20 protein-coding genes, 1 pseudogene and 1 riboswitch are annotated in these 21,419 nt (G+C 70.4%); of the genes and pseudogenes, 11 read left to right on the top strand and 10 right to left on the bottom strand.

What is annotated here, in order from left to right; genetic code table 11:
* Positions 1–111 precede the first annotated feature (111 nt).
* The 3 genes from pseI to CLT74_RS12600 all read right to left on the bottom strand — a co-directional run bounded on the left by pseI (position 112) and on the right by CLT74_RS12600 (position 3,426).
* Positions 112–1,164, bottom strand: a complete 1,053-nt coding sequence (pseI, locus tag CLT74_RS12610; RefSeq protein WP_199172373.1) for a pseudaminic acid synthase — start codon at positions 1,162–1,164, stop codon at positions 112–114.
* Positions 1,155–2,276: a glycosyltransferase gene (locus CLT74_RS12605; RefSeq protein WP_099851896.1), complete on the bottom strand. Its 1,122-nt coding sequence runs from the start codon at positions 2,274–2,276 to the stop codon at positions 1,155–1,157. Before CLT74_RS12605 ends, pseI begins: the two co-directional genes overlap by 10 nt.
* A 118-nt stretch (positions 2,277–2,394) precedes the next feature.
* On the bottom strand, positions 2,395–3,426 hold the full coding sequence (locus CLT74_RS12600; protein ID WP_199172173.1) for a hypothetical protein: 1,032 nt from the start codon (positions 3,424–3,426) through the stop codon (positions 2,395–2,397).
* Positions 3,427–3,715: 289 nt separating this feature from the next.
* On the opposite strand from CLT74_RS12600, the gene CLT74_RS12595 reads away from it, so the two are divergent.
* The 4 genes from CLT74_RS12595 to CLT74_RS12580 all read left to right on the top strand — a co-directional run bounded on the left by CLT74_RS12595 (position 3,716) and on the right by CLT74_RS12580 (position 8,049).
* On the top strand, positions 3,716–4,993 hold the full coding sequence (locus tag CLT74_RS12595; RefSeq protein WP_099851893.1) for an acyltransferase family protein: 1,278 nt from the start codon (positions 3,716–3,718) through the stop codon (positions 4,991–4,993).
* Between the two features lie 119 nt (positions 4,994–5,112).
* Positions 5,113–5,520, top strand: coding sequence for a hypothetical protein (locus CLT74_RS12590; RefSeq protein WP_099846694.1), 408 nt, complete (start codon positions 5,113–5,115; stop codon positions 5,518–5,520).
* Positions 5,521–5,750: 230 nt separating this feature from the next.
* Positions 5,751–6,509 carry a hypothetical protein gene (locus CLT74_RS12585; RefSeq protein ID WP_099851890.1) on the top strand — a complete coding sequence of 253 codons (759 nt, stop codon included), beginning with the start codon at positions 5,751–5,753 and terminating at the stop codon, positions 6,507–6,509.
* 277 nt (positions 6,510–6,786) lie between these two features.
* Positions 6,787–6,927, top strand: a riboswitch (cyclic di-AMP (ydaO/yuaA leader).
* Positions 6,928–7,149: 222 nt separating this feature from the next.
* Positions 7,150–8,049, top strand: coding sequence for a C39 family peptidase (locus CLT74_RS12580; RefSeq protein ID WP_099846693.1), 900 nt, complete (start codon positions 7,150–7,152; stop codon positions 8,047–8,049).
* 117 nt (positions 8,050–8,166) lie between these two features.
* Here CLT74_RS12580 and CLT74_RS12575 read toward each other — a convergent pair whose 3' ends face one another.
* Together CLT74_RS12575 and CLT74_RS12570 are read right to left on the bottom strand one after the other, a co-directional pair.
* The gene (locus CLT74_RS12575) at positions 8,167–8,361 is read right to left on the bottom strand and encodes a DUF397 domain-containing protein (RefSeq protein ID WP_099851887.1); all 195 of its coding nucleotides are present in this window, start codon (positions 8,359–8,361) and stop codon (positions 8,167–8,169) included.
* Positions 8,358–9,169: pseudogene (locus CLT74_RS12570) on the bottom strand (helix-turn-helix domain-containing protein). Before CLT74_RS12570 ends, CLT74_RS12575 begins: the two are co-directional and overlap by 4 nt.
* Before the next feature lie 336 nt (positions 9,170–9,505).
* Here CLT74_RS12570 and CLT74_RS12565 point away from each other — a divergent pair.
* From CLT74_RS12565 to CLT74_RS12555, 3 genes are all read left to right on the top strand, one after another.
* On the top strand, positions 9,506–9,835 hold the full coding sequence (locus CLT74_RS12565; protein WP_486582280.1) for a hypothetical protein: 330 nt from the start codon (positions 9,506–9,508) through the stop codon (positions 9,833–9,835).
* A 163-nt stretch (positions 9,836–9,998) separates the two neighbouring features.
* The gene (locus CLT74_RS12560; RefSeq protein ID WP_099846692.1) at positions 9,999–10,808 is read left to right on the top strand and encodes a class I SAM-dependent methyltransferase; all 810 of its coding nucleotides are present in this window, start codon (positions 9,999–10,001) and stop codon (positions 10,806–10,808) included.
* A gap of 40 nt (positions 10,809–10,848) precedes the next feature.
* Positions 10,849–11,229, top strand: coding sequence for a DUF952 domain-containing protein (locus CLT74_RS12555; protein ID WP_099846691.1), 381 nt, complete (start codon positions 10,849–10,851; stop codon positions 11,227–11,229).
* A 15-nt stretch (positions 11,230–11,244) separates the two neighbouring features.
* Here the strand turns inward: CLT74_RS12555 and CLT74_RS12550 are convergent, their stop codons facing one another.
* Positions 11,245–11,895, bottom strand: coding sequence for a DUF4360 domain-containing protein (locus tag CLT74_RS12550; RefSeq protein WP_099846690.1), 651 nt, complete (start codon positions 11,893–11,895; stop codon positions 11,245–11,247).
* A 462-nt stretch (positions 11,896–12,357) separates the two neighbouring features.
* Here CLT74_RS12550 and CLT74_RS12545 point away from each other — a divergent pair, with 462 nt between their 5' ends.
* Positions 12,358–13,005 carry a DUF4360 domain-containing protein gene (locus CLT74_RS12545; RefSeq protein ID WP_099846689.1) on the top strand — a complete coding sequence of 216 codons (648 nt, stop codon included), beginning with the start codon at positions 12,358–12,360 and terminating at the stop codon, positions 13,003–13,005.
* 145 nt (positions 13,006–13,150) lie between these two features.
* On the opposite strand, the gene CLT74_RS12540 is transcribed toward CLT74_RS12545, so the two are convergent.
* The 4 genes from CLT74_RS12540 to CLT74_RS12525 all read right to left on the bottom strand — a co-directional run bounded on the left by CLT74_RS12540 (position 13,151) and on the right by CLT74_RS12525 (position 18,259).
* Positions 13,151–14,848, bottom strand: a complete 1,698-nt coding sequence (locus tag CLT74_RS12540; RefSeq protein WP_099846688.1) for a CDP-glycerol glycerophosphotransferase family protein — start codon at positions 14,846–14,848, stop codon at positions 13,151–13,153.
* 36 nt (positions 14,849–14,884) lie between these two features.
* Positions 14,885–16,384, bottom strand: coding sequence for a bifunctional cytidylyltransferase/SDR family oxidoreductase (locus CLT74_RS12535; RefSeq protein WP_099846687.1), 1,500 nt, complete (start codon positions 16,382–16,384; stop codon positions 14,885–14,887).
* Between the two features lie 170 nt (positions 16,385–16,554).
* Positions 16,555–17,355 (bottom strand): ABC transporter ATP-binding protein, encoded by an 801-nt coding sequence (locus CLT74_RS12530; protein WP_099846686.1) that lies wholly within the window; start codon positions 17,353–17,355, stop codon positions 16,555–16,557.
* Between the two features lie 7 nt (positions 17,356–17,362).
* Positions 17,363–18,259 carry an ABC transporter permease gene (locus CLT74_RS12525; RefSeq protein ID WP_099846685.1) on the bottom strand — a complete coding sequence of 299 codons (897 nt, stop codon included), beginning with the start codon at positions 18,257–18,259 and terminating at the stop codon, positions 17,363–17,365.
* A 180-nt stretch (positions 18,260–18,439) separates the two neighbouring features.
* On the opposite strand from CLT74_RS12525, the gene CLT74_RS12520 reads away from it, so the two are divergent.
* The 3 genes from CLT74_RS12520 (at position 18,440) to CLT74_RS12510 (ending at position 21,341) form a co-directional block, all read left to right on the top strand.
* On the top strand, positions 18,440–19,066 hold the full coding sequence (locus CLT74_RS12520) for a TetR/AcrR family transcriptional regulator (RefSeq protein ID WP_099846684.1): 627 nt from the start codon (positions 18,440–18,442) through the stop codon (positions 19,064–19,066).
* Between the two features lie 137 nt (positions 19,067–19,203).
* Positions 19,204–20,313 (top strand): DegT/DnrJ/EryC1/StrS aminotransferase family protein, encoded by a 1,110-nt coding sequence (locus tag CLT74_RS12515; protein ID WP_099846683.1) that lies wholly within the window; start codon positions 19,204–19,206, stop codon positions 20,311–20,313.
* On the top strand, positions 20,310–21,341 hold the full coding sequence (locus CLT74_RS12510) for a Gfo/Idh/MocA family protein (protein ID WP_099846682.1): 1,032 nt from the start codon (positions 20,310–20,312) through the stop codon (positions 21,339–21,341). Before CLT74_RS12515 ends, CLT74_RS12510 begins: the two co-directional genes overlap by 4 nt.
* The last annotated feature ends 78 nt before the right edge of the window (positions 21,342–21,419 follow it).

The following is a 21,419-nucleotide window of genomic DNA, read 5'->3' as shown; positions in this document are numbered from 1 at the left end:
CGTCGCGCTCCTGCCGGACGTACCCCTGGTTGATAGTTCAATTGGCCTGCCCGGAGATGTATCAACAGCGCGGACGGGACAACCGCGTAGAGCGGTCGGCAGGTCAACTGGTCAGATCAGGTCCCAGGTCAGCGCGGTGCCGCGTGCCACGTCGGCGGTGAAGCGGCGACCCAGCACCCGGTCGATCTCCACCGGGGGGAGCCCGCCGGCCGGCCGGATCGAGCGGACGTTGTGCACTGTCACCTCGTCGCCGGCGCGCACGTTCGCCACCACGTACAGCGACCGCCGGAAGCGCAGGCCCTCCTGCTCGGCCGGAGTCGGCCCGACCGCCGTGCCGCCCAGCGCCGCATACGCCCGCTCCGACTCGATCACCAGGGCGGCCAGTTCGGTGGGGTTGAGGGAGAAGTCGGAGTCCACGCCGCCGTCGGCGCGGTCCAGCGTGACGTGCTTCTCGATGAAGCAGGCGCCGAGAGCCACCGAGGCGACGGGTACGCCGATGCCCGGGGTGTGGTCGGACAGACCCACCGGGACGCCGAAGGCGTCGGCCAACACGGGGATGCGGCGCAGGTTGCTGTCCGCGGGCGGTGCCGGGTAGGAGGCGGTGCAGGCCAACAGGATGATCCCGCCCGCGCCGCCGTCGCGGGCGGTGCGTACCGCGGCGTCGATCTCGGCGAGGGTGGCCATCCCGGTCGAGATGACCATCGGTTTGCCGGTCGCCGCGACCAGCCGGATCAGCGGCAGGTCGACAAGCTCCGACGAAGCGATCTTGTACGCCGGCGCGTCGAGGTCCTCCAACAGTTCCACAGCGGAGGCGTCGAACGGGGAGGAGAAGACGGTGAGCCCCTGGGCGCGGGCCCGCTCGAAGATCGGCCGGTGCCACTCGTACGGTGTGTGCGCCTTCTCGTAGAGCCGGTACAGGTTCTGCCCGCCCCACAGCTCGTGCCCGCCGGAGATGCGGAAGTCCGGGGTGTCCACGTCGATGGTGATGGTGTCCGGCCGGTACGTCTGGAGCTTCAGCGCGTGCGCGCCACTGGCCGCGACCGCATCCACGATGGACAGTGCGCGGTCCAGGTCTCCGTTGTGGTTGCCGGACATCTCGGCCACCACGAAGGGGCGCTCTCCGGTGCCGACCAGGTGCGACCCGATCTTGAACGTCATTCCGATCCGTTTCCGTGCGTGCTTACCAATGTGTTGTCTCGTGTCGGGCTTTGCGGTGCCGTCGCCGCCCCGCCCGTGGGGTCCCCGGTGGTGCTGCCGCGCACCCGGCCGGCGAGCCGGTGCGCCCGCCGAAGCGCCGCGTACGCCAGGTAGCTGTCGCGGCCGACGAGTCGGTGCTTGAGCCCCGACACCCCGCCCGGCCGGGGGTAGCCGCCGCTGGGCAGGTACGTGCGGTAGTGCGCGGCGACCCGGCGGAAGAAGTCCCGGCGCAGGTGCGGATGCAGCCGATCGTCGTTGCCCACCACCACCAGGAAGTGGTTCACCATCAGGTCGAACAGTTCGGCGTGCCAGCGCCCGTCGGGATGCCGTTGGCGCAGCCAGGCGAAGAGGCGGTCGTACTGCTCGAAGGAGTCGAAGTGTCGACCGCTGCGGGTCGAGGTGATCGCCCCCTGACGGCCCTGGCGGTACAGGTAGCAGACCCGGTCCAGCACGCTTATCCGCTCCGCGCCGATCAACAGTGGGTGGCTGAACGGAATGTCCTCGTACCAGCCGGGGTGGAAGCGCAGGCCCAGCTCGGCCATGAACTCCCGGCGTACCACCTTGTTCCAGGCGGTGTGCTGGACCCGCAGCAGGTGCGGTCGGTCGGCCAGCCGCACCACGCCCGGGGTGCCGCGCAGCAGCCGGCTGCTGGCGTCGACCTCCTCGCGTCCGCAGTCGTGCACCCGCAGGTGGTCGACCATCATCACGTCGGGGCGGTCACTGCGCAGCCGGTCCAGCACGGCCCGGATCGTCCCGGCCGGCAGCCGGTCGTCGCTGTCGACGAACCACACGTACCGGCCGGTGGCCACGTCCAGGCCGGCGTTGCGGGCCGGCCCGAGGCCGACGTTGCGGTCCAGGTGCAGCACGCGCAGCCCGGGATGCTCGGCGGCGTACCCGCGCAGCAGGTCACCGCACCGGTCCGGTGAGGCGTCGTCGACGGCGACGACCTCCACAGCCGTCGCCTCGTCGGCCGGAATGTCGGCGTGGATGGAGTCCAGGCACTGGCGTAGGTACGCCTCGACGCCGTAAACCGGTACGACGATGCTCAGCAGCGGCGTTGGCGTCGGCGGTGTGACCACCCGGAAACCTTCGGCCACCCGGGTTGACGCACCTGGAACCTGACGTGGCCGGGCGCGGTGGAGTTTTTGAACAGCCGATGAGTGCCAGGTTAACGACGGTGCGGCGCGATCCTGCTGCTCAGTAGTTGATGAAGCCGTAGAGCGCCAGGTGGTTCGACCTGGTGCCGGAGACCGTGTGGTCGATGCTGGACTGCCGCACGTCACCCCGGATGAACAGGTAGTCGATCTTGCTGGAGTTCATCGTCGGCTTTGCACCGTAACCGGTCATGCCGAATCCGCTCAGGGTGTTCGCGGCGATGCCCGTGCGGTTCGCGTCGATACCGACGATACGGATCGTCGAGGCGTTCATCAGGCTTGTCGCGTCGGCACCGATGTGGATGCCGCTGCTCGCGATGCCGGTGTGGCCGGCACCACCGCAGGCGTTCTGCCGGTTCTGCTCCGGAAGGTGCATGGTGGCCGCGAAGACCGTGGTGCCGGTCGCCTTGATGGTGAACCGGGCGGCGATGGCGCTGGTCCGCTTCCACTTGTGCTCGTTGGTGGCGCCGTCGTCGTTGCTCGGCGGCTTGTACAAGGTGCATCCCGCGCCGTTGTTGTAGGCCGTGCCCGGCTTCAGCCAGCCGGCGCTCCAGTACTTCGAGATGTCGCCCGACGACAGACTCAGCGTCCGGGTGTTCCAGATGATGGCGTTTGTCTGCTTCTTCTTGAGGTCGCCCAGAGACTGGTCGCTGCACTTGTGCGTACTGCCCCAGGGCTCCGGGTCGGTCCAGACCACGATCGAGCCGTACGTGCCGGCGGGGTAACCGAACTTGGCCGCCAGTTGGTTCGCGTACGCCTCGGCCTGGCCGGTGCCGCGTAGCTGCTGCACGATGAGGATGTCGGGCGCGACCACCCCGGCGGTGCCCGTCTGGCCGTTGTCGTCGACGAGTATCGAGGTGAGGTGATCCGGCCCGGAGATGCGCGTGCACGTCCCGTCGGAGTTGTTCACCACGAGGTTCTCGATGTTGTTGTTGTAGACGCGCAGAACCCCGGCCGCGGCGACTGTCGAATCGACGTCTGCCTCTCCGGCCGCAGCCGAGGCGGAACCCGGGACGGCGAGCAGCGCTACCGCGAGGGCGACGGTTGCGGAACGTGGTCGATGCTTCAGACGCAAGGCGTATTCCTTCGACGAAGGTACGGCGTACCTGTGGGTGGTGTCAGCGGATGCGCACTTTACATCGACTTCAATGGCTGGCCGGGCCCGTCGGGCTGAACTGGGCAAATGCCGCAGCAGTGGTCGCCGGAGTGCGGCAGAGGCAGCGGGTTCTGCGCCGGCTGTCCGGGGTAGGGTGCCCGACGGGCCGCACCAGGCCGGTTACGCGAAAGATCGCATCCGGCTGCCGTCCGGGCGGCCGGGAGGAGATGGGCGTGCGTGTGACGTGGTCGGGAACCGGGAGTCGGGCATGACGAGCACCACCCTCGCGGCGTCGGCGACCACCCCGACCGGGCGGAGGGACGCCGACCGCCTGCCGTCGCTTACCGGACTGCGGTGGATCGCCGCGTTGCTGGTCTTCGGCTTCCACGCCGGCACGATGCGGATCATCGCCGAGCCGGGCCCGCAGGCGGTGGTCGGCGACATCTTCACCCTCGGCCTGTCCGGGGTGCAGTTCTTCTTCATCCTCAGCGGTTTCGTGCTGGTCTGGTCGGCCCGGCCGGGTGACTCCCGGCGGCGGTTCTGGCGACGCCGGTTGGCCAAGATCTACCCGAACCACCTGGTGCTCTGGGCGTTGGCCCTGCTGGCGATGCTGTGGTTCGCGGACCCGATCAACCCGGTGGCCGCGCTGGAGAACCTCTTCCTGGTGCAGGCCTGGGATCCCCGGCCCGGCTACTTCTACAGTGTCAACAACGTGAGCTGGTCGCTCTCCTGCGAGCTGTTCTTCTACCTGTGCCTGCCGCTGGCGCTGCCGGCGGTACGCAAGGCCCGGCCATGGATGCTGTGGGCCGTGGTGATCGCGGTGCCGCTGCTGGTCGTGGCGCTCTGGCCCGGTCAGACACTGGTGCCGGAGCAGAGCCGCTGGTGGTTCGCCCAGGTCTTTCCGCTGGTCCGGTCGCTGGAGTTCTGGCTGGGGGTGGCCGCAGCCGAACTCATGCTGCGCGGGCGCTGGCGGGGCCCACGGCTGCCCCTGGCCAGCCTGATCTTCGTCGCGACCTGGGTGGCTGCCTCCCAGTGGATCCGGGCCGAATTCTGGTCGGCGCTGCTGTCGGTGGCGTACGTCCTGGTCATCGCCGCGGCGGCGGACGCCGACGTGCACGGACGGCGCTCGCCGCTGCGCTCACGCCCGATGGTCTGGCTCGGCGAGGTCTCCTTCGCCTTCTACCTGGTGCACGTGTTCGTGATCATGACGATCCTGCGGCTGACCGGCGACTGGGGCACCGGCCTGCCCGGCTGGTGGGGCCCGCTCGCGGTGATCGGGTTTCTGCTGCTCACCCTGGGGCTGGCCGCTCTGTTGCACCGGTACGTGGAACAGCCGATGATGCGCCGCCTGGCCCCGTCCCGACCGCCGCGACCCGGACCGCCGGGTGGTGGAGCGCCGTCCACGACGCCGCACGGTGCGGCACGGGCCACGGAATCGGGTGCGGCGGCGCGATCCGAGACCCCGGTGGACGGGCTGCCGCGCCAGCGGGTGACAGGTGGCGGCGCGAATTCCGCGACGGGAGCGGAGCGCCGATCCATCCACTGAGGACGGTCAACTGGAGGCTGCCTGACCTGCGTGAATCGATGTGCGTGCGCGACGCGCCGGGCGGTGCGACACGCCCGATGACCGGTGCGGCCCGGCGGCTGTGGCGGTAGCGTAGGGAGGTGCTTCCCGTCGCGCCGGCCCGTCCTCTGTGGTGGTTGGCGCGCTGGGCCGCGCGGCTGCTGACCGGGCTCGCGGTCGCCGCCGCCTTCACCCTCGGCGCCTGGGACCTGCCCGGCCACCCGGCCATCGACCGCCTCACCGCTACGGTGCCACCGGTCGAGACCTCCGTACCACCGGCATCCGCCGGCTGGCACCAGGCCGCACCCCTCGACGTGGTTGGCCTGGTGATGCCGACCGCGCAGGGTGCCGACGATCCCGCCGACCAGGCCGAAGTGTCCGCGATGCAGCCGGCGGCCTCCGGTCGGCCCGGGCTGACGGCGCTCGGCAGCGTCGCTGCGGGCGGCCCGCGGTGGACTGCCGCCCAGGTCGGGGGCGTCCGGGCCGCCCGCGCCCCACCGCGCGCCTGATTCCGGCGACGCCGTACGCCTTGCCCCTGGCGGCCGTCCCGGGCGCGTGCGCACCGTTCGGTGCCGCCCCCGTGCCGAGCACCTGCCAGCCCGTTGCCGCCCGCCGCGCCGTCGGTGCCGGCCAGAACGAGCGGCACCGCCCATCCCAACCCGCGACCGCGCGCAACGCCATCCGCGATCCGCTGCCGGTACGGCCACCGGTGCCGTACCGATCTCCCCGAGGTGCCGACATGGAGAAGACAGTTCTCTACCAGTTCCTGATCGAGGTGCCCCGCGCCGCCGCCATCTGGTCGGTGCTGCTGGTGCTCGCGTTTGGCGTACTCACCGTGCTTGTCGCCCGCCCCGAGCCGGCCGGGCCGGCGGAGAAACCCGCCGACGAGGACGCGCTCCGCGCCGCAAGCGAGCAGGCCGACCTGAGTCGGTACGCGGGAGAGGTGGCGGTCGCGGCAGCCGGCGCCGGGCAGAACGCCGAGCGACGGCGTACGGCATGGCGGCTGGCCCAGGCGGAACTGGACCGCGCCTGGGCCGCGTACGACCAGGCAGAGGCCGTCGCCCGGCGGCTGGCCGGCGTCGCCGGACTGCCGACCCCGTGCACCCCCCGGACCCCTGCCGAGTACGCGGCCCGGGAGCGCTGGCTCCGCCGGGCGGCGATGGCGGCCCACTGGCGGGGTGACCTGACCGCACGGCAGCTCAGCGACGTGCTGGCGCGTCGGTCCGGCTGGGATCCCCGGCGTCACCCGGCCGAGCAGGAGGTGGTTCTCGCCCGGGTGGTACGCGACAACCGCCAGGCCGCCTACCTGTCGGCCGCCGAGCGGGAGCGTGACCTGTGGCGGGCGGCGGAACTGGCAGGCGAGGCGGCCCGCGCCCTCTCCGCCGAGGCGTACGCGGCAGCCGAGCGACTCCGACCGGACCTGCGGGCCGTCCCCGGGCGGATCGCCGTCGGGCGGCCCGGCACGGTGCTGCGCTGGCGGCCAGCGAGGCTGGGTTGAAATTCCGTGAGCTGGGTCACAACGGCCGGAAATTCGGTCACTGTTCGTAGTTGAGACGATTACCCAGCAAATTCCGTCGACATTGGTGGCGAGGCGTCCGGTTGTCACCCGAAGGTGCCCGGAATGCCGTCGGTCCCATTGAGCGACGACAGTTCTCAGGTACCCGAAAATCGCCGCACTGGATCATGTTTAAGCAGCTCAGGGCGGGTTGGCTTCGAGGTGACCGACCAGTAGTGTCAGCCCGTCCGGTGCGGTAACCGATCGCAGGAAGCGACGCCGTACCGACCCGCTCAATCGTGATCTCACGAACCGGGGACCCACTGCACCACTGGGGTGAATCCGCGAGCCTCGGCCCGCGGTAGGGCGTCTTCCCGCCCGAATCCGTCAGCTAACCCGGTCGGCGGTGACGGAAGGAGTTCCAGCCCTCGTGCGGTTCGACGTGATCCCCCTGTTCCCCCGCCTCCACGGCACCGCGGTGCCCGTCCTCGCCGGCCCGACCGCCGCGAGCTGACCCCGGTCATCGCACCGCCCGGGTTGTCCGGGCGTACCCCTGAACGGCCTGTCCCGCTCACCGGGTGGTCGTCGGTGTCCTGACGCCGACCTGACCGCCGGAGCCGGTGTGCCGTTCCCCCCTCAGCCCGTGGAGGAATCCGTGAAGCACGCCCTCTCCCGCCGGCTCCGCCGGCTGGTCACCGAACGTCCTTACCAGATCGTTGCCGGCTCGGCCGTCGCGCTCGTCCTGGCCACCGGCACCGGCGCCGCGCTCGCCGGCACCGGGAACACCCCGGCCCCCACGCAGGCCACCACCGCCGCAGCCGACCTACGCGACGACGCCGTGGTGGCGCCGAGCCCGGAAGCGGTCGCGCCGTCGACCGCCGCGCCCAGCAGTGCCGCGCCCAGCAGTGCCGCGCCCAGCAGTGCCGCACCGGCCAGCCCGGCACCGGCCCGCGCCGCCGCCGCGACGTCGCCGAAGCCCAGCTCGGCCACTCCGGACCCGGACCTGACAACCAAGAAGGCGGCACCGAAGCCGCCCGCGTCGAAGGTCCTCGGGTACGACCACCAGGCCCAGATCAACGGCTACTACTGCGGTCCCGCCGCGGTACGCAACGCGCTCAGCGCCGCCGGTGTCACGCGTAGCCAGGACGCCCTGGCCAGCCAGCTCGGCACCACCTTCGCCGGCACCAACTCGGCCGAGGACACCACCCGCGTCCTCAACGCCGTCGTCAAGGGCGACCCGTACGAGACCACGATGATCCGTGGCGGTGCGGCCACCCCGGCCCAGATGGACCAGCTCCAGGCGGACGTCGTCGCCGCCGTCACCGACGGACGGGGCGTCGTGGTGAACGTCGCCGGCACCGTCACCGACACCGACGGTCGCTGGCACTCCTTCCCCGGCGGGCACTACATCGCGGTGGTCGGCTACCAGGACTCCGGCCGGCTGGTGAAGATCGCCGACTCGGCCGACGCCTCGTACCCGTCGTACTGGCTCAGCACCATCGATCTCGCCAACTGGGCCGCCACCCGCGGCTACTCGGCCTGATCACGCCGGTCCCACGGCGAACGGAAGCCCTCGGCCTTGCTGGCCGAGGGCTTCCGTGTCGGGTACGTCAGGCGGCGGGTCGTGCTGTGTCGTCAGGTCGACGTGGCTCGGGGTTCGTCAGGCGTGCGGGGCGTGCTGCTTCGCCAGGCCGACGAAGCTCGCCCAGGCCGCCGGGGTGAAGGCCAGCGTGCCGCCGTCGCGATCCTTGGTGTCGCGGACCAGCACGATGCCCGTCAGGTTGTCGGCGACCTCCACACAGTCGCCGCCGCCAGCGCCGCTGCGGGTGGACTTGCGCCACGTCGCACCGTTCAGATCCACGGCTTCACCACATCCTTCATCAGCTCGATCGACTGGCGGCCGGACAGTGCCTCGTTGCGCACCGCCTCCCACCGGGACAGCAGGGTGCTCAGGTCGTCGTCCTTGTCGGCGAGAACGCCGCCAAGTTGAGTTTCGAGATTAGCCACCCAGCCGCCGTCCGCGCCCCTCGCCAGGGTGAAGGGACCGGTCAGTCCGATGTGCATGGCGACGCCGGTGGGCACCAGGTGGACGCTGATGTTGGGCCGCGTGGCCAGCTCCATGAGGTGATGCACCTGCTCGACAAGCACGTCCTTGAGCTCCTCGTCGACCCGCCGCAGCACCGCCTCGTCGACCACCGCGACGAGTTGCGGCGGGTCGTCCTGCTCCAGCACCGCCTGCCGGGCCATCCGGTTGGCCAGCCGCCGCTCCACCCCCGCCTCGGTCAGGGCGGCGTCGGTCCGGATCACCGCGCGGGCGTACCGCTCGGTCTGGAGCAGGCCCGGCACCAGCGTCGGCTGGTAGCAGCGGAGCTGCCGGGCGTTGCGCTCGGCCTCCAGGTAGGGCAGGAACCACGAGGGTTGGCGCAGCACCTCCGCCGTGCGCAGCAACTCCTCGAACATGCCCCCGGTCTGAAGCACCTCGTCGGCCCGCTTCGCGTACGGCCGGTCGAGGGACGGGTGCCCACCTCCACAGCGGACACCAGCGACGCCGAGTAGTTCGTCCGCCGACCGAACTCCTCCTGGTTCATGCCGGCCGCGGCTCGCAGCCGGCGGAGCTGCGTACGGATCAACTCGTGCAGGTCGGAAGGCTGCTCGCGTTCCATGTCCCCTCCACCGGGTCTACGAAGATCGCCAAGGGGCCGCCAGGGGCCGGTGCGGGGCACCCGGAACCCACCGTGGCCGGCGTCGATTCCTTCCGACAGTAGTGGTGTCCTCACCAGACTGTCACGCAGCGGGGCCGCTCCCATCCAGACAGGGACGGGGCGGTTCCGTCCCGGGGCCGCCCGTGCGCCTTCCCCCGTGTTCGGGCGGCCCCTTCCGATCGCTGACTGGGAGGTCGATGTGCGTACCCGGGTCGTCCGCCACCTGTGCCCGACGGCGCTGCTGCCGGTGTCCTCACCGGGGCGGCAGTGTCGGGCCACCGGGGGCCGGTGGTGACCGTGGGCCGGTCGGGTGCGATCACCACCCGGCTCTTCGCTCCCGAGCGGGGTCCGCGTCCGCTGCGTCCCTCCGCCTGTGGCGACGAGGTACCGCACACTCCGTTGCGGCCGATCTGGTGCTGCCGCGCCGACGGGCAGCCCTGGCCCTGCGGTCAGGCCCGGCTGCTGCTGCGGGTCGAGTACGACGGGAACCTGCCCGGGCTGTCGATCTACCTCGCCGGCCTGATGTACGAGGCGATGCGCGACCTCTACCGCCTCGACCCGCACGACGGCCCGACACCCACCACCCTCTTCACCCGCTTCATAGCCTGGACCCGCCGCCCCACCTAGCACCCCGCCGCCGCCCAGCACGAGAACCCGAGATCTTGGAAAGTTTCCGTTTTTCGCGACCGGAAACTTTCCAAGATCTCGGAGGACCAGGGTGGGGGTCGGGGGATGCGACGATCACCTGCGACATTGACCGCGACGTCTGACACCTGGGCGAGGGGACATCATGGGGGAGCAGGAGCCTTACGCGGGGCTGGCCGCGACGTTCGACACGGCCGCGGAGCTGTACGAGCAGGCCCGACCGGGTTATCCGGAGCGGCTGTTCGCCGACCTGGCCGCGACGACGAGCCTGCTGACCGGGCCGGCCAGGGTGCTGGAGATCGGTACCGGCACCGGCCAGGCCACCCGTGGTCTGCTGGCGCGCGGCTGGCAGGTGGTGAGCCTGGAACCGGGACCGGAACTGGCCACTGTGGCGCGTCGCGTACTCGCCGGCCGGGGTGACGTACGCGTCGTGGTGTCGCCGTTCGAGCGGTGGGAGGCGGGCGACCTGGCGCCGTTCGACCTCGTCTTCGCCGCGACGTCGTGGCACTGGCTGGACCCGGCTGTCGCCTACCGCCGGGCCGCCGAACTGCTGCGCCCCGGTGGGCACCTTGCGATCGTCGCCACCGAGCACGTGTCACCACCGAACGGCGACGACTTCTTCCGGCAGGTCGAGCGGATCTACGACGAGGTCGGCATGGGCGACGGGCAGGGTGGCCCGAAGCCACCCGAGGCGATCGTGGCCCCCGACGTGGCGGCGATGACGGGCAGCGGGTTCTTCGACCAACCGACGGTGCACCGTTACGTCTGGAGCCGCGACTACACCGCCGAGGAGTACCTGAGCCTGCTCTCCACCTACTCCGGTCATATCGCCGCCTCGCCCTGGCAGCGGCGGACGCTGTTCGACGGGATCCGGGAGATGATCGCCGCACGCCCGGCCGGCACGGTACGCAAGCACTACCTGAACACCCTCCAGATCGCCGCCCGCCTCGACTGACGGCCCCCGCGCCCCAGTTCCCTTCTGGCAGCATGGCGACGTGCTGATCTACAAGATCCTGCTGCCGGGCGAATGGGCCGAGTTCCAGGCCGCGGGCCGGTTCGACGGTTCACCGTTCGATCGGGACAGCGGCTTCATCCACTGCTCGTCGCGATCCCAACTGCCCGCCACGGCGGCGCGGGTCTTCGGCGACCAGCCGCATCTTGTCGTCGTCGCGCTCGACACGTCTCTGCTCGGTGAGGTGCTGCGGTGGGAGGACGCCCCGAACGGCGGCCCGTTCCCGCACGTCTACGCGGCACTGCCGGTGGCAGCGGTTCGTGGGGTCCACGAGGTCGCCGGTGCGGCCCGGGTGGACGAAGAGGTACCGGCGGGCGGGGCAGGTCGTCCACCGCGCCCGCCGGGTGGCTCGACGTCGTGGTGAGGCCGGATCAGGGCATCAGCACCGTTCCCATTTGAGGTTGAACAGGGTGTCGACGTCGCCCTCGGTCGTGGTCATCGACATGCTTGCGGTCGAGTTGGCGGTGCCGGCGTCCACTCTCAGCTCGGTGTTGACGTTGAGGACCCGTTGCTGTCCGCAGGGCGTGTAGACAAGCACGGGGGCGATGTCCGAGGTGCCCCAGAAGCCGTTGTAGGGCCCGGTGAAGGTGGCATCCGTGCGGCTGGTCTCGGACGAACCCTGCCAGTAGTAGCTCGTACGCTGGCGACCTGTCGCGCCGGTGGGGATCCGGGCCCGGCCCCGGTAGTCGGCGGCGGCGACGGCGATGGTCCAGCCCGCCGGTACGGTGACGAGCACGCCGAGCTGGCAGTTCTTGCGGCTGTCGGTGACGTCCACGCCCCGGCCGGCCGAGGCGACGAAATCGTGGTAGCGGATGCGGAAGCCGGTGTTGTCGGGATGGGCCACCACCCGGGCGGTGCCGGGTGCGCAGCCGGAGCCGTTGGCGGCCACCACCTCGACGGTGATCTCGCTCTCCGGGGCAGTTGTGGACTCGGCGGGGGCGGCGTGGGCCGGTGCGGACAGGGACAGCGCGAGAACCGTGCCGAGTACGGCGAAGATTCCGTTTCTCGCGCCGACGAGGTTCTTTGTCATTCCGTTCCTCTCGGATGCAGTAGATGGTCACCGAATTCAACGCGTGTTTCTTCGCCGAACGGCCCGTCGGGCGCCCGTCCGTTAGCCCAATGGCTGAGGTTGCGGCGAGCACTTGGGCGGCGTTCTGCGAGAGGATGCTAGCGATGCTGAACGAGGCCCGCAAGCATCAGCAGTCGTCTATGTGATCGATTGCCGGCAACCTCTTGATCGGAATTGCCGCGAGCTGAGATCAACCTCTATAAGTATTGCTGCGTAACGGGTGTGCGCCTGATCAAGGTGTCTTCCGGATCAGCTTCGGAAGCGATCTCCATCCTGTGGGACGCCGCGAAGCGACCACGCGAAGCCGAATAACATTCGGCTCGCGATCGATTCTTGGGAAAGCGAGATTACGTTGACATCGATCTATGTCTGTACGTAGCTTGTTCCGCATGTGGCGTCGTTTCCTGTATCGGAGGAGGATTCATGCGTAAACTGCTGACGCGTGGCAGCGTGGTACTTGCGCTACTCGCTTCATCGTTGATCGTGGGGGCACCGGCGTCCGCTAGGGGAATCATGGATGACCCGCCCACCGACAAGGTCGTCATCGACCTGGTGGCCATGGCCGGGTCCGGGTGCCGACCGGGCACCGCCGATGTCGCGGTCTCCCCGGACAACACCGCCTTCACCACCATCTACAGCGACTACCTGGTGCAGGCGGGTCCGGGCATCCCGGTCACCGATGGTCGCCGGAACTGCCAGCTCAACGTCCTGGTCCACGCCCCGGCCGGCTACACCTTCGCGATCGTCAAGGTGGACTACCGCGGGTACGGTCTGCTCAACCGGGGCGCCATCGCCTCGGCCCGGGCGAACTACTACTTCCAGGGCATGACGCAGAGCACCTTCAGCAACCACCCGATCGCCGCGCCGCTCGACGACAACTGGATGGTGAGCGACGAGGTGCCGATCGCCTCCGTGGTCTGGCACCCCTGCGGCGAGCTGCGCAACCTGAACATCAACACCGAGTTGCGCCTCAGCCGGGGAAGCTCGTCGGGGACCAACTTCCTCACGATGGACTCGACCGACGGCAGCATCCAGACGATGTACCACCTCGCCTGGCAGCCCTGCCCGTGACCTGACCACGGCGGACGGCTCAGCAGGGTGGTCGGCGTCGCCGGCCACCCTCACCGGTGCCCGGGGGTGGCAGGCGCGCCGCACCCGATGATCCGGCGGACCGCGCCGACCGGGTGATCCGGCGGGGCGCGACGCACCCGTGCACTCAGGTGGCGGAGGTGAAGGGCGCGGCGACCGCGGTGCGTTGCGCCGGTGCGGTCCAGGCCGGGTCCAGTTCGCGTCGGGCGGCGGCCAGGAAGACCTCGGCGTACGAGTCGGCGGGGAAGTCGCCCAGGTAGCGGCTGCGGGTGGCCCAGCGGGCCTCGGCGAGCGGGTCGGTGTCGAGCAGCCGGGTCAGCACGTCGTCCAGGTCGGCCATGTCGCGGCGCAGCACGTAGCCGGCGGCGGCCAGCGGGAACCGCTCGACGAACCGGTCGCCGTCGGTGCCCATGTCGGTCACCGCGTACGGCTTGCCCGAGTAGAGCCAGTCGGAGACCACGCCGGAGACGTCGGAGACCAGCGCGTCCGCGCGGTTGACCGAGTCGGTCAGGGTGAGCCGGCTCGCCGCGACACCGTAGAGGTGCCCCCGGCCGGTGCGGGCCCGGTCGGCGGCGAGCAGGTCGTGCAGCCGGGCCAGTTGCCGGGCCGAGGCCGGGTTCTGCGCGGTGTAGGGGTGGGCCCGGAGGATGACGGTGGCTCCCCGGTCCAGCAGCCGCCGCAGCAGCGGCTCCGCCACCGGCAGCGAACAGTAGTCGGCGTCGGCGTTGTGCCCGGTCCAGGTGGGGGTGTAGAGCACCGTCGGGTTCGTCAGGCCCCGCGCGGGCCGCGAAGATACCTCGATCGCCTCGACCTGAGGGCGGCCGACCACCACGAACTTCTCGGCGGGGATGTCGATGCCGGCTCGCGCGTACCGCTCGATGGCCGCCTCACCGGCGACGAAGATCCGGTCGAAGATCGCCGAGACCGGGTTGGCGCTGGGGGCCTTGTCGCTGTCACCGTGATGCAACTGCACGTGGGTGAGCTGCGTGAACCTGATGCAGTGGCTGTTCTTCGCACCGTGGTTGACGTAGAACGCCACCCGCAGGCTCGGCACCAGCACCTCGTCCATGCTCCGGGTGGTGGGGCAGTAGACCACAGGTGCGGTGGTGGCCGCCGCGACGGGGGCGAGGAACTCCGGCTCCCGCACCATCACCACGAACGGCCTACCGATCCGTTCCAGGTACGGCAGCCACATGGTGACCTGGTACTCGGAGCCGGGCGGGGCGGAGAAGTGCAGGACGAACTCGGGCTGGTGCCGGCGCAGCGCCCGGGCCACCGCCGACCCGCCCGGGGACGGCCGGAATCGCCGCCTGGCCAGGTCGAGGGCGACGGCTGCGGCGGTGGCACCCACAAGCAGCGTCGCCGCCAGGGCCACCGCCGCCGGAAGCCCCGCCAGGGCAGCCAGGGCCAGGAGTGCGACAAGCGCCGCCACGGCGTCGCCGAGAACCGCCGTGACCTGTGGCACCCAGGCGCGTACCGGCAGGTTGGCGGCGCGAATCTCCAGGTACCCGGCCTGACGCAGCGGACCGCTGACCAGCACCAGGCCCAGCAGCACCAGGGCGGTCGCGGCCAGGGCCGGGTCGAATCCGGCGTCGAGTTGGCGGGCGTAGCCGACAAGCACCCCGCCCGCGATCAGCGTGGTCTCCGCGACGTTGTCGGCGCCGGGTCGCACCCGGCGCTCCCAGATCGTGGCGGCAAGCGCCACCACGGCCAGGCAGAGCCCCCAGGCGGTCGCGCCGGTGAGCGCGACCACCAGGAACGCCAGGACCGCCCCGCCGGTGGCCAGGCCGCGTGCGGTCAACTTCCGGACCAGGTCACCACGCATCTCGGTGTCGCTTTCGCGGTCGTGTGGGTCGGACGCTCAGCCGACGGGAGCGGCGCTGGCCGACCGGTCGGTCTGGGCGGGTACGGCGACGGGTGCCTCACCCGGCGGCCGTCGGACGTCGATCACCTGGCCGGTGAGATCCGAGATCAGCACGTCAAGCGACGACTGTGCGACGGTCTCGGCGGCGAGCAGCGTGTGCTCAGGTTCCGCGCCGAAGGCCTTCGTCCGCATCGGGGTGGCGGTCCGCTCCGGGTTGATCACGTTGACCCGTACGCCGAACTCCGCCCACTCGTCCGCGAGTGCCTGGGTGAGGTTGACCAGGGCGGCCTTGGTGGCCGAGTAGAGCGCGTAGTCGGCCCGACCCCGGGTGTACGAGCTGGAGGTGTAGAGCAGCAGCTGGCCCTTTGTCTGCTGCAGGTAGGGCAGTGCCTGCCGGGCGACGGTGACCGGGCCGACGAAGTTGACCTGGAGCACCCGGTCGATGGTTTCCTGGTCCATCTCGGCGAGCGCGCCCTTCTCCAGGATCCCGGCGGTGACCACGACGTGGTCGATCCGGCCGGTGGCCTCGAAGGCGGTCCGCAGCGCGGCCTCGACGTCCGCCGGGCGCTCTACGTGGGTGCCGGTGCTGGAACGGCTGAACGGAAAGACCTGGGCGCCGTGGCTGCGAGCCAGCTCCGCCAGGTCGTGGCCGATGCCGTAGCTGCCGCCGAAGACGACGATCGTGCGGCCGGAGACCTCCTCGCTGTAGGCCCGGTGGTCGGTCAGCCGGGGCACCTTGGCGGCGGCCAGCTGGAACAGCTTGTCGGCCAGGTGCACGTCGACCGGGTGGGTGACCTTGATGTTCTCGTCCGAGCCGTCGATCACCTTGATCGGGGTCTCCGGGAGGTAACGCAGCACCACACCGCAGTCGTCGGTGGCGGCGAAGTTGGGGTCACCCTCGGCCCGGCGGTACGCCTCGCGGATGGTGCCGGAGCGGAACGCCTGCGGGGTCTGCCCCCGGCGCAGCGTGGCCCGCACCGGGATGTCGGTGATGCACTCGTTCTCGTCGACCTGGATGATCGTGTCGGCTGACGGGATGGCCACGTCGACGGCCGAGTAGGTCCACAGCGCGTTCACGCACTCCCGGACGATCCGACCGCTGAGCAGCGGGCGCACCGCGTCGTGGAAGAGGATGTTGCAGTCGCCCTCACCGACCGCGTCCAGCGCGACGCGGGTGGTGTCGTTGCGGGTGTCGCCGCCCTCGATCACCTTGGTGACCTTGCGGAAGCCGGCCTTGTCGACGATCTTCTGCGCCTCGGCGACGTGCCCGGTGGCCATCAACACGATGATCTCGTCGATCTCGGGCGCGGCCTCGAAGACGGCAAGCGTGTGCTCGATGATCGGCTTACCGGCGATCTTGAGCAACTGCTTGGGAATGCCCAGACCCAGCCGGGTGCCCGTGCCGCCGGCCAGCACCACCGCCACCGTCCGTGAGGGTCGCCACGGCGCTCGGTTCTCCGACGTGGTACCCGGATCGGTGGTCTGGTCCTGCGTCATTGCCGGTCCTCGCTCTCGGGGTGCATGACTGTGGTGGGTGGGTGAACGGAAGGTTCCGCCGACGCGGCGACGGAGTGAACCATAACGCGCGGGCCGCGTCGTCCCAACGGGACGACGCGGCCCAAGATCCTGGGCACGCTCGGCAGCATCGCCGCTCGTTCACCCAGACTCTACTTGCCGTTCGTAAATGCCTCGTAAGCCGCCAGTACGTCGCGAGTCGGGCCGTCCATCCGGATCTCGCCGGATTCCAGCCAGATGGTCCGTTCGCAGGTGTCCCGTACGGAGGAGAGCTGGTGGCTGACCAGGAACACCGTGCCGGCGCTCTCCCGCAGCTCCCGTACCCGCTGTTCGCTGCGCTTACGGAACGCCTTGTCGCCGGTGGCGAGGGCCTCGTCGATGAGCAGCACGTCGTGCTGCTTCGCGGCGGCGATGGAGAAGCGCAGCCGGGCCGACATGCCGGAGGAGTAGGTGCGCATCGGCAGCGAGGCGAAGTCACCCCGCTGGTTGATGCCGGAGAACTCGATGATCTCCGGGAGCTTGCGCCGCACCTCGGCCGGTGACATGCCCATGGCCAGACAGCCGAGCGTGACGTTGCGCTCGCCCGGCAGGTCGTTGAGCAGGGCGGCGTTCACGCCCAGCAGCGAGGGCTGGCCCTGGGTGTAGACGGCCCCCCGCTCCACCGGCAGCAGGCCGGCGATGGCCCGCAGCAGGGTCGACTTGCCGGAGCCGTTGGTGCCGATCAGTCCGATGGCCTCACCCCGGTACGCGGTGAACGAGACCCCGCGCACCGCGTGCACCTCCCGGACGTTCGGTGTGGAGGTGCGGGTGACCAGCCGCTTGAAGGCGGCCACCGGGCTGGTGTTGCCGGCGGAACCCCGGTACACCCGGTAGACGACGTGCGCGTCGTCCACCACCACCGTGGGGATCCGCTCCTGGATTCGGGGGAGGGTCACCGTCACATCATTGGACATTTCAAGGTTAACCACGGCCGTACTCCTGTTCGCCGCGCCAGAAGTAGAAGTAGCCGCCGAGCCCCGCGACGGCCGCCCAGCCGAGCGCGATCAGCCAGGTCAGCGGCAGCGAGTCGTTGAGCAGGTGAGTGTTCTCCAGCAGCGAGATGCGGGCCAGCTCGATGTAGACAAGCATCGGGTTGAACTGCACGATGCTGGTTGCCCAGCCGGGCAGGTTCTCGGCGAACAGGGTGACGCTGTAGAGCACCCCGGAGCCGTACATCCAGGCCCGCAGGACGAACGGCATGACCTGCTTCAGGTCGGTGGCCTTGGCGCCCAGCCGGGCCATCGCCATGGTCAACCCGGCGTTGAAGATCGTCTGGAGCAGCACCGCCGGCACCAGCATCAGCCACATCAGGGTGATCGGCTCACCGGTGACGACCACGATGACCATCAGCACCACCAGCGAGCCGAGCAACTGCTGGAGCTGGGTGGCGGTGATGGCCAGCGGCAGGGAGGCCCGGGGGAAGTGCAGGGCGCGGATCAGGCCGAGGTTGCCGCTTATCGCCTGGGTGCCCTGCTGCACGCTGACCTGGGTGAAGTTGAAGATGAACAACCCGGTGGTCAGGTAGGCGATGAAGTTGTCCATCCCCCGGGTCTGTTCAAGCACCACACCGAAGATCAGGAAGTAGACCGCGGCGTTGCTCAGCGGGGTGAGCACCTGCCACAGCTGCCCGAGCCGGGCGTTGCTGAACGAGGCGGTCAGCTTCGCGTGGGAGTACGCGGAGATGAAGTGCCGGTAGCGCCACAGTTGGCCGCTGTAGGCGCCGATCGGGGGCCGCTCGCCGGCCACCCGCAGCCCGTGTCGGGCGGCCAGCTGCGCTGGGGTGAGGCCGGAGTCGGGGTCGGCCAGCAGGTTGGCCATGGGGATTGGCGCTCCGATCTGTCGTGCCGGCGTTATGTCTCGCGATGAGTGAATCTAGCGTGGGTCAGTGCGGGAGCGCCGCCCCCGGTCGCTGGCTGGACAGTAGTCCGAATAACGTCGGGACGCAACCGTAGCGTCGTTGCGCTACGCTGTCCCGGTGACAGTCGAGAAGAGTCCCAGGTGACGACCGAGAAGCGGCGCACACCGGCCGGTGCGGCGGTGCTCCGGGGTGAGATCACCTCGGCCATCCGTCGTGCCCTCATGCAGGAACTCGCCGCGGTCGGGTACGGCCGGCTCTCCATCGAGGCGGTGGCCCGCCGGGCCGGGGTCAGCAAGACCGCGATCTACCGCCGCTGGAACTCGAAGCTCGACCTGGTGCTGGACGTGGTCTCGGCCGTCGCGAGCCGGAAGCTGCCGATGCTGGACACCGGCACCCTCGACGGTGACGTCCGGCTGCTGCTGCTGGTCGTGAGCGGGGCGCTGGGCCACCCGGTGGCGTCGCAGATCATCCCCGACCTGCTCGCCGAGGCGGCGCGTAACCCGCAGATCGCCGGGACCTTGCAGAGCGCGTTGAAGGACTACCAGGACCGGATCGGCACGATCGTGATCGGGCGGGCGGTCGATCGTGGGGAGCTGCCCAGCGGTGCCGACCCGCGGACCGCGGCCGACCTGATCGTCGGGCCGATCTACTGGCGGATGGCCATCGCCCGGTTGCCGCTCGACCCACCCGAGCTGGACCGGATGGCGCGGGCCGCCGTGGCTGCCCTCCGGGTTGCCTGCGCCGTGCCGGAGGACGATCTGGCCTGAGCTGCGCGGCGTCCGGTACACCGAATCGTGAACGTCGGCCGGACGCCCCGTGAACGGCTTTCTCGTCTTCCGTGTCCAACGGACTAGTATCGCACCCCGAACTTGCGAACAGTCCGGCAACGGGAGGGATCTTCTTCATGACTGGGCAGCGCCCGGCCTTCATACCGCCAGCCCGCCCGATCATCGGCGAAGCCGAGATCGAGGCGGCTGTCAGGGTGTTGCGCAGCGGCAAGGTGGTACAGGGACCCGAGGTTGCCGCGTTCGAGCAGGAGTTCGGCGAACTCGTCGCCGGCCGACACTGCGTCGCCGTCAACTCCGGCACCTCAGCCCTCCAGTTGACCCTGCTGGCGCTCGGCGTCGGCCCGGGCGACGAGGTCATCGTGCCGTCGTTCTCCTTCGCGGCCAGCGCCAACGCGGTGCGGCTGGTCGGCGCCGAGCCGATCTTCGTGGACATCGAGCCGGGCAGCTTCTGTCTCGACCCGGAGGCGGTCGCCGCCGCGGTCACCACGCGGACCGTCGCCGTCATGCCCGTCCACCTGTACGGCCACCCCGCCGCGATGGACAAGATCATGGCGGTCGCGCAGCGGCACAGCCTGGCCGTCGTCGAGGACGCCGCCCAGGCCCACGGTGCCAGCCTGCACGGCACCCCGGTCGGGGCGTTCGGCGCCGCCGGTTGCTTCAGCTTCTATCCCACCAAGAACATGCACTCCCTGGAGGGAGGCATGATCAGCACCGCGGACGCCGGGCTCGCCCGTACCCTGCGGCTGCTGCGCAACCAGGGCATGGAGCAGCGGTACGCGAACGAGATCGTCGGGGCCAACATGCGGATGACCGACGTGGCCGCGGCCATCGGCCGGGTGCAGTTGACCCAGCTCGGCGAGTGGACCGAGCAGCGCCGGGCCAACGCCAAGTACCTCGACTCCAACATCACCGGCATGGTCACCCCGCCGGTGGCGGACGCCGCCCGGCACGTGTACCACCAGTACACCGTCCGGGTCCGGGGCAACCGGGACGCCGCCCAGGCGCGCCTGGACGAGCTGGGCGTCGGCAACGCCGTCTACTACCCGACCCCGATCCACCGGCTCAAGCCGTACCTGGACAAGGACGGCCAGCCCGGCCCCTGGGAGCTGCCGGAGACCGAGCGGGCCGCCGCCGAGGTGATCTCGCTGCCGGTGCACCCCTCGCTGAGCCCCGACGACCTCGAGCGGATCGCCGAGGCCGCCAACCTCGCCGGTGGTGCCCGATGAACGCGCGGCAGGGGGGCAAGCTGCGCGCGGGCCTGATCGGTCTCGGCGCGATGGGCCGCAACCACGCCCGGGTGCTCTCCGGTCTGGACGGGGTCGAGCTGGTCGGGATCGTCGACCCGGCCGGTGACCAGAGCGGCCTGCTCCGGGCACCGGTGCTGCCCGATCTCGGGGAGCTGCTGGCCCTCGGCATCGACTACGCGGTGATCGCCTGCCCGACCGCACTGCACGAGCAGGTCGGGCTCGAACTCGCCGCACACGGGGTGCCCGCGCTGATCGAGAAGCCGATCGCGCAGTCCGTCGAGGCGGCCACCCGCCTCGTCGAGGCGTTCGAAAGCCGTGGGCTGGTGGCCGGGGTCGGCCACATCGAGCGGTACAACCCCGCCCTGCAGAACCTGCGGAACCGCCTGGAGGCGGGCGAGCTGGGCGAGGTCTACCAGGTGGTGACCCGGCGACAGGGCCCGTTCCCACACCGGATCGCCGATGTCGGCGTGGTGATGGACCTGGCCACCCACGACATCGACCTGACCAGCTGGGTGACCGGCCAGGAATACGTCTCGGTGTCGGCCCGGACGGTCTCCCGCAGCGGCCGACTGCACGAGGACATGGTCGCGGTCGTCGGCCAGCTCACCGGCGGCACGATGGTCAACCACCTGGTCAACTGGCTCAGCCCGCTCAAGGAGCGGTCCACGGTCATCACCGGTGACCGGGGCTGCTTCGTCGCCGACACGCTCACCGCCGACCTGACCTTCTACGCCAACGGTGCCATCGACACCGAGTGGGAGGCGCTGCGGGCCTTCCGCGGCGTCGCCGAGGGCGACATGGTCCGCTACGCCATCCCGAAGCGCGAACCGCTGCTTGTCGAGCACGAGCGCTTCCGGGACGCGGTCGAGGGCAAGGAGAGCGACATCGTCACCCTCCGGCAGGGGCTGCGCACGGTGCGGGTCGCCGCGGGGCTGCTGGCGTCGGCCACCGACGGCACCGTGGTCACGGTGGCACCCGACCACGACGAGACCGCCGCCGCCCGCTAGCGCGGTGGTTGGCGGCCCGGTGAACGTTCCCGGCCGGTCCGACCGACGACACCGGGGCCGCTCCGCCGCGTGCGGAAC

The sequence above is a fragment of the Verrucosispora sp. CNZ293 genome (assembly GCF_002754655.1).
The sequence above is the reverse complement of the archived record's forward strand: the minus strand, read 5'-3'. Positions and strand labels throughout refer to the sequence as shown.